The sequence below is a fragment of the Modicisalibacter sp. genome, assembly GCF_055145905.1.
On sequence record NZ_JBSREH010000039.1, the window covers coordinates 1 to 17,042 of the forward strand.

The 17,042-nt window shown below is 66.6% G+C and carries 16 protein-coding genes and 1 pseudogene; 3 read left to right on the forward strand and 14 right to left on the reverse strand.

Annotation, left to right across the window (positions count from 1 at the left end; translation table 11 throughout):
- Positions 1–320 precede the first annotated feature (320 nt).
- Positions 321–1,045: pseudogene (locus ACTCB7_RS11670) on the reverse strand (IS5 family transposase); the annotation flags it as partial.
- Positions 1,046–1,086: 41 nt separating this feature from the next.
- On the opposite strand from ACTCB7_RS11670, the gene ACTCB7_RS11675 reads away from it, so the two are divergent.
- Positions 1,087–2,082 carry a YjbH domain-containing protein gene (locus ACTCB7_RS11675; RefSeq protein WP_263479101.1) on the forward strand — a complete coding sequence of 332 codons (996 nt, stop codon included), beginning with the start codon at positions 1,087–1,089 and terminating at the stop codon, positions 2,080–2,082.
- A 72-nt stretch (positions 2,083–2,154) separates the two neighbouring features.
- Here ACTCB7_RS11675 and ACTCB7_RS11680 read toward each other — a convergent pair whose 3' ends face one another.
- From ACTCB7_RS11680 to ACTCB7_RS11705, 6 genes are all read right to left on the reverse strand, one after another.
- Positions 2,155–2,919, reverse strand: a complete 765-nt coding sequence (locus ACTCB7_RS11680) for an aldolase/citrate lyase family protein (RefSeq protein WP_463006803.1) — start codon at positions 2,917–2,919, stop codon at positions 2,155–2,157.
- 133 nt (positions 2,920–3,052) lie between these two features.
- A complete protein-coding gene (locus ACTCB7_RS11685) occupies positions 3,053–4,057 on the reverse strand; it encodes an Ldh family oxidoreductase (RefSeq protein WP_463006804.1) in 1,005 nt (334 codons plus the stop codon).
- Positions 4,054–4,983, reverse strand: a complete 930-nt coding sequence (locus tag ACTCB7_RS11690) for a hydroxyacid dehydrogenase (RefSeq protein WP_463006805.1) — start codon at positions 4,981–4,983, stop codon at positions 4,054–4,056. The genes ACTCB7_RS11685 and ACTCB7_RS11690 overlap by 4 nt, the downstream gene beginning before the upstream one ends.
- A gap of 17 nt (positions 4,984–5,000) precedes the next feature.
- Positions 5,001–5,483 carry a tripartite tricarboxylate transporter TctB family protein gene (locus tag ACTCB7_RS11695; RefSeq protein WP_163650569.1) on the reverse strand — a complete coding sequence of 161 codons (483 nt, stop codon included), beginning with the start codon at positions 5,481–5,483 and terminating at the stop codon, positions 5,001–5,003.
- Positions 5,473–6,984: a tripartite tricarboxylate transporter permease gene (locus ACTCB7_RS11700; protein ID WP_463006806.1), complete on the reverse strand. Its 1,512-nt coding sequence runs from the start codon at positions 6,982–6,984 to the stop codon at positions 5,473–5,475. The genes ACTCB7_RS11695 and ACTCB7_RS11700 overlap by 11 nt, the downstream gene beginning before the upstream one ends.
- 58 nt (positions 6,985–7,042) lie before the next feature.
- Complete coding sequence (locus ACTCB7_RS11705) at positions 7,043–8,026, reverse strand: tripartite tricarboxylate transporter substrate binding protein (RefSeq protein WP_224414832.1); 984 nt, start codon at positions 8,024–8,026, stop codon at positions 7,043–7,045.
- Positions 8,027–8,407: 381 nt separating this feature from the next.
- Between ACTCB7_RS11705 and ACTCB7_RS11710 the strand changes: the two genes are divergently transcribed.
- Complete coding sequence (locus ACTCB7_RS11710; protein WP_224414831.1) at positions 8,408–9,133, forward strand: GntR family transcriptional regulator; 726 nt, start codon at positions 8,408–8,410, stop codon at positions 9,131–9,133.
- A gap of 90 nt (positions 9,134–9,223) precedes the next feature.
- Here ACTCB7_RS11710 and ACTCB7_RS11715 read toward each other — a convergent pair whose 3' ends face one another.
- The 7 genes from ACTCB7_RS11715 to ACTCB7_RS11745 all read right to left on the reverse strand — a co-directional run bounded on the left by ACTCB7_RS11715 (position 9,224) and on the right by ACTCB7_RS11745 (position 15,777).
- Positions 9,224–10,213: an alcohol dehydrogenase catalytic domain-containing protein gene (locus tag ACTCB7_RS11715; protein WP_463006807.1), complete on the reverse strand. Its 990-nt coding sequence runs from the start codon at positions 10,211–10,213 to the stop codon at positions 9,224–9,226.
- 19 nt (positions 10,214–10,232) lie between these two features.
- Entirely contained in the window at positions 10,233–10,994 is a 762-nt protein-coding gene (locus ACTCB7_RS11720) for an SDR family NAD(P)-dependent oxidoreductase (RefSeq protein ID WP_463006808.1), read from the reverse strand.
- Position 10,995: 1 nt separating this feature from the next.
- Positions 10,996–12,309: a histidinol dehydrogenase gene (hisD, locus tag ACTCB7_RS11725; protein ID WP_224414828.1), complete on the reverse strand. Its 1,314-nt coding sequence runs from the start codon at positions 12,307–12,309 to the stop codon at positions 10,996–10,998.
- A gap of 155 nt (positions 12,310–12,464) precedes the next feature.
- Complete coding sequence (locus ACTCB7_RS11730) at positions 12,465–13,772, reverse strand: TRAP transporter large permease (protein WP_163650563.1); 1,308 nt, start codon at positions 13,770–13,772, stop codon at positions 12,465–12,467.
- 11 nt (positions 13,773–13,783) lie between these two features.
- Complete coding sequence (locus ACTCB7_RS11735; protein WP_463006809.1) at positions 13,784–14,329, reverse strand: TRAP transporter small permease; 546 nt, start codon at positions 14,327–14,329, stop codon at positions 13,784–13,786.
- Positions 14,322–15,506: a TRAP transporter substrate-binding protein gene (locus ACTCB7_RS11740; RefSeq protein ID WP_224414827.1), complete on the reverse strand. Its 1,185-nt coding sequence runs from the start codon at positions 15,504–15,506 to the stop codon at positions 14,322–14,324. The genes ACTCB7_RS11735 and ACTCB7_RS11740 overlap by 8 nt, the downstream gene beginning before the upstream one ends.
- Before the next feature lie 64 nt (positions 15,507–15,570).
- A complete protein-coding gene (locus tag ACTCB7_RS11745) occupies positions 15,571–15,777 on the reverse strand; it encodes a hypothetical protein (protein WP_224414826.1) in 207 nt (68 codons plus the stop codon).
- Positions 15,778–15,953: 176 nt separating this feature from the next.
- Between ACTCB7_RS11745 and ACTCB7_RS11750 the strand changes: the two genes are divergently transcribed.
- Positions 15,954–16,991, forward strand: coding sequence for a LacI family DNA-binding transcriptional regulator (locus ACTCB7_RS11750; RefSeq protein ID WP_463006810.1), 1,038 nt, complete (start codon positions 15,954–15,956; stop codon positions 16,989–16,991).
- The last annotated feature ends 51 nt before the right edge of the window (positions 16,992–17,042 follow it).

Below are 17,042 nucleotides of genomic sequence, written 5' to 3' on the forward strand. Positions count from 1 at the left end.
GTGATGCTGGACGGTGCCGCCTGGATTTCAGCACGGACCTTCGGTGTCGTGGTGGCCTGCTTATGCAGCTTGATGTCCATGAACCTGCTCCCGAATGAATTGCTGTAGAAGCTCTCTGGCTGCCAGCAGAGAATAACTCCTATAACTCATTTGATCATCCGGGCCCCTACATTTATGCGCTCGTGATCAAAACCGGGCAGCCATGTAAAACGCCCAGCGAGCTGGGCGTTTTACGGAAAAGGCGAGAAAATATTAGATTTTATATATACAGATCATTTCGGTAACAATGTTTCAGTTACCCAACCTATTAAGAGCGCCTTTCAAAACCTGCCTTGAAGCTTGTTCAGATAGACCAAGGAACAGCCCAGCAGCGTAAAGGCATAATGGATATCGACTCGTCGCTCATAGCGCGTGGTGAGTCGCCTCATCCGGCCCAGCCAGGCAAAGGTTCGTTCGACAACCCAGCGATGGCAGCCGAGTCGCTGACTATCCTCGACACCTCGACGAGCAATACGGGGCTGAATGCCACGTCGCCGACAGGCTCGGCGGCAACGGCGATGATCGCACGCCTTGTCCGCATGGAGTTTGTCGGGACGACGGCGAGGCCGTCCCGGTCGCCCCGACGAAATCGGTGGAACGCTATCGAACAGAGCCGTTAATGGCACACTATCGTTCATGTTGGCTCCCGAAAGCAGGACAGCCAACGGGACTCCCTGACGATCGGTCAGGAGGTGCCGCTTGGTGCCCGGTCTTCCTCGGTCTGTCGGGTTGGGGCCGATCGATGAGCCCCCTTTTTTGCCGGTAAGGAGGCACTGTCCATACAGGCTCGCTCCCAATCCAGTTGATCCGCATGCTGCAAGTGTTCCAGCAGCGTCTGATGCAAGCGTTCCCAGACGCCCGCTTCCTGCCAGTCACGCAGGCGCCGCCAACAGGTCACGCCGGAACCGCATCCCATCTCTTGAGGCAACATCTCCCAAGGGATACCCGAGCGCAGGACGAATAGGATGCCTGTCAGGGCTGCACGATTGGAAACTATCGGCGGACGTCGATACCTTCCGCTACCGCTGGCAGTCCCGCGGCCTGGGGCTGCGGGAGGATATCCAGCCACGTCGTGCCTTTCTCGCCGCCAGCCGGTCGGCGGCCCACGATGCGATCTATCGCCACAGCCTTTACGCCACCGCCCTGACCCGGCCCGACGCCACGCCGCCTCGCGGCGAAGTGCTCCACGAATCCTCGTTGCGCGACTTTTCCTGGGCCCTGTCGCCGGGGCTCAACCAGAACCTCGGTGGGCCGGACGGCTATCTGTATCAGCTCTATGCGCGCCTGGATGCCGAATACCGCACCGACACCAACGGCTGGTTATCCGGCGAAATCGGCGTCAACCTGGCCGACAACCTCGACAATTACACCTACATCGCCGACTCCGAGCTGCCCCGCGTGCGCACGCACATCGGTGACTACCTGGCCGGCAGCCGTGTCGGCATCCACACTCTCCAGTACACCCGCACCACGCATTTCGCCCGCAACTGGTACGCGATGGGCTATGGCGGCCTGCTGGAGATGATGTATGCCGGTGCCGGCGGCGAGGTGCTCTATCGCCCGTTCAACAGCCCGCTGGCCCTGGGCGCCGACCTCAACTGGGTCCGGCAGCGTGATTTCGACCAGCGCTTCGACCTGCGCGATTACAGCACCTGGACCGGCCACGCCACCGCCTACCTGCAGACCGGCGTCGGGGACGTGCTCGCCAAGCTCAGCGTGGGTCGCTATCTCGCCGGAGATCTCGGGACCACGCTCGACCTGTCGCGCCGGTTCGCCAACGGCGTGAACGTGGGCGCCTGGGTGACCCTGACCGATGCCGGCAACGCCTATGGCGAAGGAGATTTCGACAAGGGTGTCTACATCAGCATCCCGCTCGATGCGTTCTTCGTCGAATCCAGCCGCGGTTACTCGACCATTGCCTGGCAGCCACTGACCCGGGACGGTGGCGCGCGTCTCGCCCGGCGCTACTCCCTCTACGGCCTGACGCAGGAGCGCGACATGGGCAGCTACTGGGAAGACGCCAGGACGATCATGGAGCCGTAGCGAGACCTCGCTCGTCCATGGCCGCCGGTCAGCCGCGAGCCCGCACGTCATGGACGACCGGCAAGCGCCTCCTCAGCGGTAACGCCGGGCCAGTTCGCGCATCGCCCCGGCCAGCAGCAGGGCATCGACGCCCACGCCGATGAAGGTGCAGCCGGCGTCCCGCCAGGCCCGGGCCTGGGCGTCATCCAGCGTGATGATGCCGGCGGCCTTGCCGGCGTCGCGAATGCGCCGGATGGCGTCGTCGATGGCCCGCGTGACGGCCGGGTGGTCCGGCTGCCCCGGGTAGCCCATGGCGGCGGAGAGATCCGCCGGGCCGATGAACAGGCCATCCACGCCCTCCACGGCGGCGATGGCCTCGATATTGTCCAGTGCCGCCGGGCTCTCGACCTGCAGGATCAGGCAGACCTCGTCATCGGCCCGGGAGATATAGTCCTCGATTTCCCCCCAGCGCGAGGCGCGTGCCAGCACACTGCCGACCCCGCGAATGCCGGCGGGCGGATAGCGTGTCGCGGCGACCAGCCGCGCGGCCTGGTCGGCGTCCTCGACCATGGGAATCAGGAAGTTCTGTACCCCGATGTCCAGATACTGCTTGAGCAACACCGGATCGCCCGTCGGCGGGCGCACGACCGGATGACTCGCGTGCGCGGCCATGACCTGCAGCTGTCCCAGCAGGCTCTGCAGATCGTTCGGCGCGTGCTCGCCATCCAGCAGCAACCAGTCGAAGCCGGCCGTTGCCGCCATGTCCGCCACATAGGGGCTCGCCAGCCCCAGCCAGATCCCGTGAAGAACATCGCCGGCACGAAGCCGGCGCTTGAAGTCATTCTCGGTCATTTGCATCGTTCGGATCTCCCCCTGCCGGACCCAAGAAGTGACCGCTTCAATACGGTCACTTCATCAACCTGTCATGCAAGCATACACAAGGCAGCCGGAATGGCGAGGCCTGGCCGGTGGCACTGCTCTGCCAGCCCATTCAATCGGCCGACGCTCCGCAATAGGCCCTGAGCTCCTCGACCAGGGCCACGGGAAGCTCGATGCTCTCGGCATGGCGTTCACGCGTGGCATAGCGGCGGTCGCCGGGCAGGCGCACGCCCTCCTGCTCGAGCATCGCCGTCAGCAGGGTCTCGACATGCCCCGTGTAGCCCTCGCTGAAATGCGCCGGATCGAAGGCCAGGATCAGGTGGCCGACCCCGGGCGGCTCCCCTTCGGCTTCGAAGAAGGAGGACGCCTGGAAGCCGAAGTGGCTGCCGGTGAGCCCCGCGGTCAGTAGTTCCACCATCAAGGCCAGCGCTGCGCCCTTGGCATCCCCCGCGGGTACCATGCTGCCGGCGATGGCGGCATCGGGGTCGGTGGTCGGCCGGCCCTCGGTATCGAGCGCCCAGCCCTCGGGAATCGGCTCTCCCGCCTTCTTCGCCAGCATCACCTTGCCTCGGGCGACCTTCGACAGCGAGAGGTCGATCACCAGAGGATCGGCCGCAGCACGTGGCGAGGCGAAGGCGATCGGATTGGTCCCGTACAGCGGCCGCTTGCCGCCCCAGGGGGCCATCGCAGAGGGCGCATTGCTGAAGGCCAGCGCCACCAGCCCTTCCCGCGCCAGTTGCTCGACCGGCGCTCCGGCGACACCGAAATGGTGGGAGCGGGCGATCGCCACCGCGACCATGCCCAGCTCACGCGCGAGCGGGATCGCTCGTTCGACACCGCGGGCGATTGCCGGGAACGCCAGACCGTGCCGGGCATCGACCCGAATCACCGAGCCCTTGACGTCGACCCGGGCGCGGGCATCGACGACCACCTTGCCGCTGCGCGCCTGGGCCAGGTAGAACGGCAGGCGCGACAGCCCATGAGACGGCAGGCCGTCGCGCTCGGCGTCCAGCAGGGCGCGCGCGCAGACACCGGCTTCCCACTCGGGAACACCGACGGCCAGCAGCGCATCGCGGGCCAGGGCCTGCGCCTCGTCCAGCGTCAGTTGCGTCTTCATGCGGGGACTCCCAGCGCGCGGCGCACGTTGTCGATGGTGATCCAGCTGATGCGGGTGTTGGACTCGTGGGTGACCCCGGCGATATGCGGCGTGGCGATCAGCCCCTCGACCCCGGCCAGCACCGAGCCTTCGGCAAGCGGCTCGTTCTCGAAGACATCCAGCATCGCCCCGCCCAGATGGCCCTCTCCCAGGCTGGCGGCCAGGGCCGCTTCATCGACGATGCCGCCCCGGGCCGTGTTGATCAGCACGCTGCCGGCCTTCATCCTCGCCAGCGCCGCGGTATCGATCAGGTGGCGTGTGCCATCGGTCAGCGGCACATGCAGGCTCACGGCGTCCACGCTTTCCAGCAGCGTCTCGAGGTGCTCGACGCGCTCGACCGATGCCCAGGCAGCATCGCCCTCGGTCACGAAGGGATCGAAGGCCATCACCGTCATGCCCAGACACTGCGCGCGCCGCGCCAGGTCCCGGGCGATGCCGCCGAAGCCCACCAGCCCCAGCACGGCGCCCTGGGTTTCATGCCCCATCAGCGCCTGGCGGGGCCATTCGCCGCCGAGAACCCGCGCCGTGGACAGATAGGCGCCGCGACGCAGCATGAAGATGCCGGTCAGCACATACTCGGCGACCGACACGGTATTGCCACCGGTCGCCGGCAGTACCTCGACCCCCCGCTCGCGACAGGCGTCGAGATCGAAATTGTCGAGCCCGACGCCCAGCCGCCCCACGGCGCTCAGGTCGGGGAACCGATCGAGCAGTTCACGATCGACACGAGTGCGATTGCGCACGATCAGCGCCTTCACACCCTGCCCCAGCCCCAGCAGACGCTCGCGTTCCTCCACCAGCGTCGGGTCGAAGGTGACCTCGCAATCCTTCGCCAGGGCCGCGACGGCCGCCTCGTCCATGAACTCACTGATCAACACATCCGTCATGCCGTTTTCCTCGTTAATCACAATTGACGCCACAGCAGGCCCACCGGCAGCGGCACGTTCAGCACCACGGCGAACAGGGTGTAGAAAGCGCCGATAATGGCCGCCAGGGCGATGGCGTAGCCCCCGACGCGTCGCGGCGTCCAGGCGTGGTAATGCGCCAGCACGGCCAGCGCCGCGGCGCTGATCAGGCTCGCCGCCAGAAAGCCCAGCCACTTGAGCGCGAAGCTCCAGACCAGCATCACCGCGATCAGCCCCAGGCGCCGGCCGACGCTGCCCGGCTCGGGCCGCGCACGCCGCGGATGGACCACGAAGCTCTTGATCAGCAACGCCGCGCTGAAGACCAGCAGCAGCGTGGCGATGGTGCGCGGGAAGACGCTGGCCATGATCGACATGTCCCGGCTGAAGACGATCGCCCCGGTAGCGATGACGATCATCACCACGGCCAGCACGCGATCCGACGGACGGGCGTCGAGCGTCGACGTTTCGTGGTCAGTGGCCATTGGCGGTCTCCTTGGGTGAACGGGTGCGCCAGGCGCGCCACAGCGGGAAGAGCACCGAGAGCAGCACCAGCGCGATGATCGCCAACGACAGCGGCCGACCGAAGAAGGCGCCCATCACCGAGCCGGAGGCATTGCCCATCAGGTAGCCCTGGACGAAGCCCTGCTCGGCGATCGGTCCCAGGATCAGCCCCAGCACGATCGGCGACGGCTTCACGCCGTAGCGCGACAGCACCCAGCCGACCACGCCCAGCACCACCATCACCACCACGTCGAAGGGATTGTTGCGGATGGCGTAGGTGCCGATGATGGTCATGAAGGCGATGCTCGGCACCAGCAGTGCCTTGGGGATGCTGACGATCGACTTGAAGGCATAACGGCCGATCAGCAGCCCGATGGGCAGCATCAGCAACGTGGCGATGAACAGCCCGCCGATGAAGGTGTAGGTGACGCCGACATTGGTGGTGAACATCTCCGGCCCGGTGCGGAATCCCTGGACCAGCAGCGCACCCAGGATCACCGCGTCGGGCGGTGTGCCCGGAATGCCCAGCACGAAGGTAGGGATGAAACCGCCGCCGACGGTGGCATTGTTGGCGGTCTCGGTGGCGATCACGCCGTCCGGCTCGCCCTTGCCGAACTGGTCACTGCGCGGCGAGGTGCGCCGGGCCTCGGAATAGGACACCAGGCTGGCAATCGAGCCGCCGGCCCCCGGCAGGATCGCCACGGCGGTGCCGATGATCGCGCTGCGCAGGGCATTGAACTTGCCCCGCCACATCAGCGAGAGCCCCTCGCCGAAGCGGATGCCGCGCCCCTCCTCGGGCGGCTCCAGGTGAGCGCTGGGTGTGGCCACCAGGTCGATCAGTACCGGGATGCAGTACAGACCGATCAGCGCCGAGATGGTCTCCACCCCGCCGAGCAGGAACTGCGAGCCGAAGGCATAGCGGATATCGGCGCCGATCACCGAGACCCCCACCGTGGACAGCAGCAGCCCCAGCCCGGCGCCGATGAAACCCTTGAGGGTCGAGCCCTCGGAGAGCGCCGAGATCAGCGTCAGGCCGAAGATCGCCAGCCAGAAGTATTCCACCGGCCCGAACTTCAGGGCGATCTGGGCCAGCAGCGGCGCCAGGGTCAGCAGCGCCACCGCGCCCACCAGCCCGCCGATCATCGATGACAGGGTCGACAGCGTGACCGCCAGATCGCCGTCGCCGCGCTTGGCCATGGGGAAGCCGTCGAAAGTCGTGGCGATCGCCGATGGCGTCCCCGGCGTGTTGACCAGGATCGCCGCGTAGGAACCGCCGTAGATGGCCCCGGTGTAGATCGCTCCCAGCATGATCAGCGCCGCCTCGGGCGGCATGCCGAAAGTCACCGGCACCAGTACCGCCACCGCCATGGTCGCCGACAACCCGGGCAGGGCCCCGATGAGGATGCCGGCGGCAACCCCCACGATGGCCAGCATCAGGTTGATCGGGGACAGGGCGGCGGCCATGAAACTCAGGGTATCCATGCACTACCTCCATACCGAACGGGCCCCGCCAAGCGGGGCCCGAGGAAGGTCGATCAACTCACTTGATGATGCCCATCTCGCGCGCGACCTTCTCGTACTCGGCGCGGCGCTTGGCCATGAAGTCATCCATCTGGTCGTACGGCACGTCGATCAGCACGAAGCCCAGATCTTCCATCTTCTGGCGGAACTCGGGATTCTGGTTGATCTTGCCGAAGATCTCGGAAAGCTTCTTCGTCACGTCCTCCGGCGTGCTCTTGGGCACCGCCATGCCGCGGTAGGCACCGCCGGTCATGTCATAACCGAGTTCCTTGAAGGTCGGCACGTCCGGGAACAACGGATGGCGCTCGTTGGCGGCCACCGCCAGCATGCGCACCTTGTCCTTGTGGTTGGCCGCGGTGGTGGTATAGCCCCACTCGGCCTGTACCTGGCCGCCGAGCAGCGCCGTGACCGCCGCCCCGGTGCCCTTGAAGGGGATGTAGGTGGTCTTGACGTCGGCCATGGACTCGAAGCGCCGATTGGCGATGTCATTGGCCGACTGGGTCCCGCTACCCGAGACGGTGACGCTGCCCGGCGCCTTCTTGGCGGCGGCGATCAGGTCATCCAGGGTCTTGTAGGGGCTGTCCTTCTTGACGATCAGCGCGTCCGGCGAATAGTGGAAGTAGAAGAAGTTCTTCAGGTCCTCGGTCTTGAAGCCCGGGTCCTTGCCCATCGGCTTGAGGATGATGTGCGGCAGGTTGGTGCCCATGATGGTGTAGCCGTCGCCATCCATCTCGTTGAGCTGCGACCAGCCGACCGCGCCCCCGCCACCGGCCATGTACTGGATGATCAGCTGCTGGCCGGTGATGTCCTGAAAGTACTTTTGTTGCAGGCGGGCGCTGATGTCCGACTCGCCGCCCGGGCCGAAGGGAATGATGTACTGGATGTTGTGATCGGGGAAGGAGCCTGTATCGGCGGCCATGGCAGGGCCGGCGATGGCGGCGGCGCTGAGCAGCCCGCCCATGAGGGCGCCCAGTTTCCAGGTCGTGAAGCGTGTCTGGCGCATGTTTCGTCTCCGATTCGGTTTGTTGCTGTTGTTGTGCTTCGGTATGGAGCGAGCCCGCGGGCCCGGCGACACATCGCCCATCGCCATGTCGCGATGCGCGGTGTTGCTCTTGTCGTTCTTGGTTTACCGGCGGGCCGAACCCAGTATTGCGCATTCCGGCCTCACCGCGTTGTCTGTCGATCCTGTTCTTTGGTCTAGAGGATCTCGGCTTTTTTCGTCAGGCGATACCGCCCTGATGCATGACCGGCTTGCCTCGCCCTCAACTCATATATATGACATAGTATATAAAACAGTCAAGGAGATGTCGGCATGCCCTTTCCCCGGTATACTTCGGCCCACGACACATCCTCATCGCCAAGGACGACCCAGGCCCCCTCCAACATGAGTGCTCCGAAAAGCCCCACGTTTCAGCCCCTCTACCGGCAGATCAAGGACCTGCTGCTCGAGCGGATCACCGCCGGCGAATGGCCGCCGGGGACCTTCATCCCCAGCGAGGCCTCGCTGGCCGCCAGCTACAACGTCAGCGTCGGCACCCTGCGCAAGGCGCTCGACGAGCTGGTCACCGACAACGTCGTGATTCGTCGCCAGGGCAAGGGCACCGCCGTGGCCACCCACGATGCCGACCGGGCCCTGTTCCGCTTCTTCAACGTGGTACGTCGGGACGGTGAGCGCAGCCTGCCGGTCTCCCGGGTGCTGGGCCGCTCGCGCCGCCGGGCGACGGACGAGGAAGCCACGGCGCTGCAGCTCCCCGCGGACGCCGAGGTGATCCATATCCGGCGCATTCGCGAGCTGGAAGGCAAGCCGACCCTGCTCGAGACCATCGTGCTGGATGCCGGCACCTTCGCCACGCTCGAGCATCAGCCCGAGGTGCTGCCCAATACCCTCTATCAGCTCTATCAACAGCAGTTCGGCGCCACCGTCGCCCACGCCGACGAGCAGCTCGTGGCGGTGCGTGCCGACGATCAGGATGTGGCCCATCTAAGCGTGGAGCCCGGCGAGCCGTTGATCGAGATTCGCCGTGTCGCCCAGGACTATCAGGACCAGCCGCTGGAACTGCGCATCTCGCGGCTGGCGACCAATGAGTACTGCTATGCCAGCCGGCTGTAACGCCCGGAATGAACGCGAACAATGACACGGCCGCCGGGGATGCCGGCGGCCGTGTATCGTTCATGGAAAGAAGATCGAACGGGATCGATGTCAGGGAGTGAGCACGATCTTAGCGGCGGCGGTACGCCCCGCGGCCAGATCGGCAAAGGCATCGGCACCGTCGGCGAGCTGACGGATCTCGACCCACTCGAGGCTGCCGAGGGCCTTGGACGCCAGCAGGTCGACCGTCGCCCGCAGGTCGTTCTGCGTGTAGGTGTAGGCGCCGAGGAAGGTGACTTCCTTGAGGGTGAGGCTGCGCACGTCCAGCGGCCCGTCGTTGTCCTGCAGGCCCAGGTGCATCACCGCCCCGCCAGGGCGCACCGCCTGGATCGCCATCGAGCGCGTCGCCGAGGCTCCCACGCAGTCGAATACCGCCTCGATGCTGTCGGCGTCGACGGCGGTGTCGCGCGGATCGATCACCGTCAACCCCGCTTTCTCGGCGGTCTCGCGGCGCAGCGGATTGGTGTCCGCCAGGGTCAGTCGGCGTACGCCGCGCTGACGCAGCATCAGGCCGACCAGCAGCCCCACCGCCCCGGCACCGATCACCAGCGCATTGGCCTCGGCCAGCGGCCGGGTGAGGCTGCGCTCCAGGCGGTTGATGGCGTGCAGCGCCGTCGCCGCCGGCTCGGTGAGCGCCGCGGCCACCGGCTCCAGGTCCTCGGGCAGCTCGATCAGGCAGTGATCCGGCACCACCACGCTCTCGGCGAAGGTGCCGGGCCGGTTCATCCCCAGCATGGTGCGGTTGCTGCACAGGTTCTGGCGGCCCTCGAGGCAGTAGTCGCAGTGGCCGCAGACCACCAGCGGGTTCATGGTCACCCGCTTGCCGGCCAGCGCCCCCTCGATGACCTCGCCGGCCGCTTCGTGACCGAGGATCATCGGCGGCACCCGACGCGGGTCGTGGCCGTGGTAGGCATGCAGGTCGGAGCCGCAGATCCCGGTCGCCAGGATGCGCACCCGCGACTCGCCGGCAGCCAGCGGCGGCACCTCGGTCTCGCGGATCTCGAGCCGATCGGGGCCCGTATAGAAAAGCGCTTGCATCATGTGTTCCTCCAGTGAGTCGCTAGCGCGCGGTAAAGCCGCCGTCGACGAACAGCGTCTGCCCGGTGACGTAGGCCGAGGCCGGCGAGGCGAAGAAGACCGTGGGCCCGGCGATATCCTCCAGGGTACCGTTGCGGCCGATCGCGGTGCGCGCCGCCAGCTCGCGGGTGCGTTCCGGGTCGTCGAACAGCGAGGCGGTCAGCTCGGTGGGAAAGAAGCCGGGAGCGATGGCGTTGGCGTTGATGCCGTCCCGCGACCAGGCCTCGGCCATCGCCCGGGTCAGCTGGACGATGCCGCCCTTGCCGGCGCCGTAGGGCGCACTGTCCGGGAAGGCGCGCTGTGACTGCAGCGACGCCAGGTTGATGATGCGCCCGTAGCCACGCTCGCGCATGCCGGGCACCAGGGCCCGGGCGAGAAAGAACGGCGTGCCCAGATGCAGCTGCAGGGTCAGGTTCCAGCTGGCCAGGTCCACCTCGTCGATGGGCTGGCGCAGGTTGACCCCCGCCGCGTTGACCAGCACCGTGACCGGGCCGAAGGGCTCGGCGGCGCGCTGTGCCACGCTCTCGAGTGCGGCCGCATCGGCGAGATCGGCGACCAGGGCGGCCGCACGACCGCCCTCCTGCTCGATGGCCGCCACCGTGTCGTCGAGCGCGGCTCGCCGCCGCGCCGCGACCACCACCGCGGCCCCGGCGGCGGCCAGCGCCTGGGCCATGCCCCGGCCCAGTCCGCTGCTGCCGCCGGTGACCAGCGCCACCTGCCCCGTGAGATCGAAGGCCGGGCGCATGTCACACCTCCTCGTCGATCACCAGATCGAAGTGCTCGCCGGGATAGTACTTGGCCAGGCGCACGTCGCCGGTGCGCGCATGCCCTTCCATGCCCTCGCAGCGCGAGAGCCGCGCGGTCGTCGCCGCCACGTCGCGGGTCGCCTCGCGGGACTGGCGCTGGTAGGTGACGATCTTGAGGAACTTCTGGGCACACAGGCCGCCGGTGTAACGGGCCGCCCCCTTGGTGGGCAGGATGTGGTTGGTGCCCGAGCACTTGTCGCCGAAGGCCACGGTGGCTTCCTCGCCGACGAACAGCGAACCGTAGCTGTTGAGCCGCTGCGTCCACCAGTCGAGATCCTCGACCTGCAGCTCGAGGTGCTCGGAGGCGTACCGATCGCTGACCTCGACGACTTCCTCGCGGGTATCGCAGATCACGATCTCGCCGTAGTCGCGCCAGGCCGCGTCGGCCGCCTTTGACTGAGTTTCCGGCAGCGCCTTGACCAGCGCCGGAATGCGCTCGGTGACGGCGTCGGCGAGCTTGCGCGAGGTGGTGAACAGCCAGGCCGGGGAATCCGGACCGTGCTCGGCCTGGCCGACCAGGTCGGCGGCGACGATATCGGGATCCGCGGCCTCGTCGGCGATGATGCCGATCTCGGTCGGGCCGGCGAACATGTCGATGCCGCAGCGGCCGAACAGTTGGCGCTTGGCCTCGGCGACGAAACGGTTGCCCGGGCCGACCAGGATGTCGGCGGGCTTGCCGGTGAACAGCCCGAAGGCCATCGAGGCGATGCCCTGCACCCCGCCCATCTGCAGGATGGTATCGGCACCGGCGAGGTCCATGGCATAGAGGATCGCCGGGTGAATACCGTTCTCGTCACGCGGTACCGAACAGGCGACGACATTCTTGACCCCGGCGGTCTTGGCCGTGGCCACGCTCATGATCGCCGAGGCGATGTGCGCGTAGCGCCCGCCCGGCACGTAGCAGCCGGCGGTCTCCATGGGGATCAGCTTCTGGCCGGCGAACAGCCCCGGCGACAGCTCGGTCTCGAACGGCTGGATGCTGTCGCGCTGGGCCGCGGCGAAGCGGCTGACCCGCTCGTAGGCGAAGTGGATGTCGGCCTTGAGCTGCTCGGGCACCCGGGCCTTGGCCGCCTCGATCTGCTCGCGGCTGACCACGACATCGCCTTCCCAGCCGTCCAGCGTCCGGCAGTATTCCTTGGCCTTGGCCTCGCCCTCGGCCTCGATCTCGGCGAGCATGCGCGAGACGGTTTCCTGGGTCTGACCGTAGCCGGTCGAGGCATTCTTCTCGGCTTTCTTGTAGTAGTCGATAGCCATGACGTCACTCTCCTTGGGTTGTTGCCGCCGACCTTCGGCGGCCTTTCGGTCAATGCGGCCCACTCGCGCCTGAGCGTTGTTTTCGGGCCATTTTGTAAGCGCTTACAATTTTGACGATGACCGATCTCTTGCGTGACCGGTCGCTCGCCTCCTCATCACAGCGCCCACGTCGACAGCCAGGGCACGAAGGCCACCAGCAGCACCACGATCAGCATGCCGATGACGAACGGCACCGCGTGTCGCGCCACCGCCAGCACCGAACAGCGCGTCAGTCCGGACACCACGAACAGGTTGAGCCCCAGCGGCGGCGTGATGAAGCCCAGCCCCAGCGTCGTCACCATCAGGATGGCGAAGTGGAACTCGTTCATGCCCGCCTGCTGCGCCAGCGGCAGCAGCAACGGCGAGAGGATGACGATGTTGGGCGTGGTCTCCATGACGCAACCGGCCAGCACCAGGATGCCGATCATCATCAGGATGATCAGGGTCGGCGAGTCGGTCATCGCGCTCACCCCGCCGACCAGGGTCTGCGGAATGTTGAGACTCGACAGCGTCTGCGCCAGGGGCAGCGAGACGGCGATGATCGGCACGATCACCCCGCAGACCCGCGCCGAGGACTCGAGCATCCGCGGGATGTCGCCCAGCACCAGGCGCTTCTGCAGCAGGCCGATGATCACCACCACCACCACGGCCACTGCCGCCGCCTCGGTGGGCGTGAAGATGCCCGAGTAGATGCCGCCGAGGATCACCACCGGCACGAACAGCGCCCAGCGGGCGTCCCAGACCGTGCTCAGCCAGCGCCGCCAGGAAAACGGCGACTTCTCGGCCTCGTAGCCATAGCGGCGGTTGATCAGCATGTTGGTGAGCATCACCGACATCATCACCAGCACCCCGGGGATCGCCGCCGCCAGGAACAGCGTGGAGGCGGACATGCCCAGCACCAGCCCCATCACGATGTAGGCGATGGAGGGCGGGATCAGGATGCCGGTACAGGCCCCCGACGCTACCAGCGCACAGGCTGCGGGCAGCGGATAGCCGCGATCGACCAGGCGATGGATGGTCATCCGCCCCACCGCCGCCGCCCCCGCGGCATCCGAGCCCGAGATGCAGGCGAAGAAGCCGCAGCCGAGGGTGGTCGAGTTGCCCAGCCCGGTCCGCAACCCGCCGACCGTGGCCTCGGCCACATCGAGCAGCTTGTCGGACAGCCCCGATCGCACCAGGGCATCACCGGTCAGGATGAACAGCGGGACCGCGATCAGCGCGAAGGCATTGATGCCGTCGAAGAGCGCCTCGCCGAACACCGACAGCGGCAGCGTATCGGTCAGCGTCAGCATGCCCAGGGCGCCCAGGCCGATCGAGACCCACACCGGCACCCCGAGCGCGATCATCGCCACCAGCAATCCAAGCGGCAGATAGAAGGTCCAGTCCAGCGACGACACGGCCTGCTGTGCAGCGAGAAATTCCATGCGTCACCTCCTCAATCGAAAAGCTTGTTGCCGTCGAACGGTGGCTGGCCCCGGCGCATGCGCTGGATGTCCATCACCATCGACTGGACAACCCGCCCCGCCACGACCAGAAAGCCCAGCGGGATCGCGGCCAGGAAGATCGCCTGCGAGACCCGCAGCCCCGGCGTCACCGAGCCGAACTGCAGCGAGGTCAACACCGGCGACAGCGAGAGCCACAGCGCCCACACGGCCAGCACCAGCGTGGCGATGTCCGACAGCCACCAGGCCAGCCGGCGGACCCGAGGTCCGCCGAGGTTGACCAGCACGTCGATGCGAATGTGCGCACGGTCCCTGACCGCGGCGGCCGCAGCGATCCATGCCAGGTAGATGAAGGCATAGCGCGACAGCTCCTCGCCCCAAACGGACGAATAGTCGAGCAGGAAGCGACGCAGCACCTCAACCGACACGGTGGTGATGATCAGGGCGTAGAACGTCAGCAGGATCCAGCGCTCGACCCGACGATCGAGGATCGCGAACCGGTCGCCCCATGAGCGGCGTTGCGGCTTTTTCTCAGACATTGCTGTCGACGTGATAGCCATTTGACACCCCCGTCGCCTCCAGCAACGCGTTGAAGTTGTCCATCGATCCGGCCAGCTGGACCTTGAGGTCGTTCCAGGTCTCCAGCTGATGACCGCACTTGGCCTTCCACTGGGCGATTTCGTCCTCGGTCGGCGAATAGATGTCGATGCCGGCGTGGCGCATCTCGTAGTAGGCGTAGGCCCGCGCCGCCGGCACCTTGGCCAGGTTCTCGCGGAAGGTCACGTCGGAGGCGCGCATGATGGCGTCCTGAACGTCCTTGGGCCGAGCGTCGAACCACTGCTTGTTGCAGGTGTAGACCTGAGCATCGGGTACCGACTGGATGGTCGAGATCGACGCCAGCACATCGGTGAAGCCATAGACGAACAGCGCCTGAACGCTGGGATCCAGCGCATCCGCCACGCCCTGCTTCATCGCCGAGGAGGTCTCGCCCCAGGCCACGGGCGTCGGGTTGGCGCCGGCCAGCTTGTAGACCTTCTGCAGGATCTGCGAGGACGGCACGCGAAACTTGATGCCACGAATGTCGTCGGGAGTGCGCACCGGATGGTCGAGCAGCCCCTTGCGCACGGCCACCGTCCGCGGGTCGATGCAGACGTAGGACAGCACCTTGAAGCCGCGATCCTCGACCTTGCCGTGCACCACGTCCTTCCAGGTGTCGGAGGTGACCAGGTTGATCAGGTGCTGGTTCTCCCCGCACCAGTAGGGAATGTTGATCAGATCAACCTCCGGCGCGAATGCCGACAGGTTCGACATCGAGTGCTGGGCCATGGCGATGGTGCCGTTCTGCACCTTGGTGATCAGGGCACCGCCGGCACCCAGCTGGCCGCCCGGCTGCAGGCGCACGTAGAGCTTGCCGCGGCTGAAGTTCTGCAGGTTCTCCTTGAAGTTGAGCTGCATGATCGGATAGGCGCGCGAGGCCCCGAGCCGATAGCCGGTGGCCATGACCAGCACCGTGTCCGCGGCCTTTTCACGCTCGGCTTCCTCCTGGGAGATGGCGGCCATGGCCGATTCCGAGAACAGGCTGCCGCCGAGCGCACCGATCAGGGCGGTCGTGAAACCATAGCGCCCCACCATGTTCAGGAAGTGACGACGCTCGGGACGCTGTGGCTCGGCGTTGTCGCCGGACGTGCGTGTGAAGAGTCTGGATTGGCGTAGCATGCTGAAGCTCCTGTGTTGTTATCGTGGTGCTGCATGGTGGATTTTCGGCCACCCACCTGGCCCGCTACTCGAGTCGGATGCAGGCCGTGATGAAGCAGGCGACGGCCGCTACGAGCAGCAGCGCCTCTTCCGCCGGTGACAGCGTGAAAAGCGTGATTCCGGCGCTTTCCAGGGCCACTCGGGCGAGAAAGACCGCCATCAGCAGGCCCGCGACGATCAGCAGGATATGACCGTGGCGCCGATGGGGCGTGGGGTTCGTCGTCTGCATCATGCCTCTCCTGTTGTTGTTGTGTGGCCGCTTACAAGTCCTTATTGTAAGCGCTTACAATCAAGCTACTCTCAAAGCTAGTCAAGGGGCCATGCGCTGTCCAGTTAGACGTTCGTCAACATGACTGGGGCCTGCCGGACGCGGATGGTACGCTCAAGCAAACGCTCAAGAGGCTCATCATGAACAGGGATGCCAAACGCACGTTGCTCCAGGACGTCGCCCGGGAAGCCGGCGTCTCCACGGCGTCGGTGTCGCGGGTACTCAACCGGGCACCGCATGTCAGCGAGCGGCTGCGCAGCCGTGTCGAGGCGGCGATAAACAGCCTCGGCTACGTGCCCGACGGCACGGCCAGGGCTCTGGCCTCGCGGCGCATCGGCGCCATCGGCGCGCTGGTGCCGACACTCGACAATCCCGTGTTCAGCGCGATGATCGACAGCCTCGAGCAACGCCTCAAGCAGTACGACTGCCGGCTGCTGATCGCCACCTATCGCTACCGTCTCGACGAGGAAGTCGAGTCGCTGCGCACCCTGATCCAGCAGGGCATCGACGGGGCGGTGCTGATCGGCCACGATCACCTCCCCGCCACGCTGGAGCTGTTCCGGCGTCACGAGGTGCCCTACCTGACCTGCTGGCACAGCGAGGAGGACCCGGACTGGCCGAGCATCGGTTTCGACAACGCCGCCCCGGCTCGTCACCTGGCCGAACACCTGATCCAGCTGGGGCACCGCCGGTTCGGCGTCATCTCGGCGCCCGCCGACGGCAACGACCGCGCCCGCGCTCGCCTGACGGGCTTTCGTCAGGCGCTCGAGGCCGCCGGACTCGACCTGCCCGACGACCATGTCGTCACCGTCGAGTACGGCATCGAGGAAGGGGCGGCGGCGTTCGCCGACCTGATGCGGCTCACGCCCCGCCCCACGGCGATCCTCTGCGGCAATGACGTGCTGGCGTTCGGGGCCATGTTCGCCGCGGCGCAGGCGGGCATCGCGATTCCCGACGACCTGTCGATCACCGGGTTCGACGACCTGCCGCAATCGCGCTTCATGCACCCGGCGCTGACCACCGTCGCCGCCCCCTCCGCCGAGGTGGGCCGACTGGTGGCCGACACCCTGGTCGCCCGCATCCGCGGTGACCAGACACCCCATCGTCAGGTGCTCGAGGCGCAGGTGGTGCTGCGGGGCACCACGGCCCCGCCGCTGCACGAGACGCAGCCGGCATGAGGCAGCTCGTCGCTGCCCCATCCGCCGTCCGTGCACCTCGCAGCCCATCGC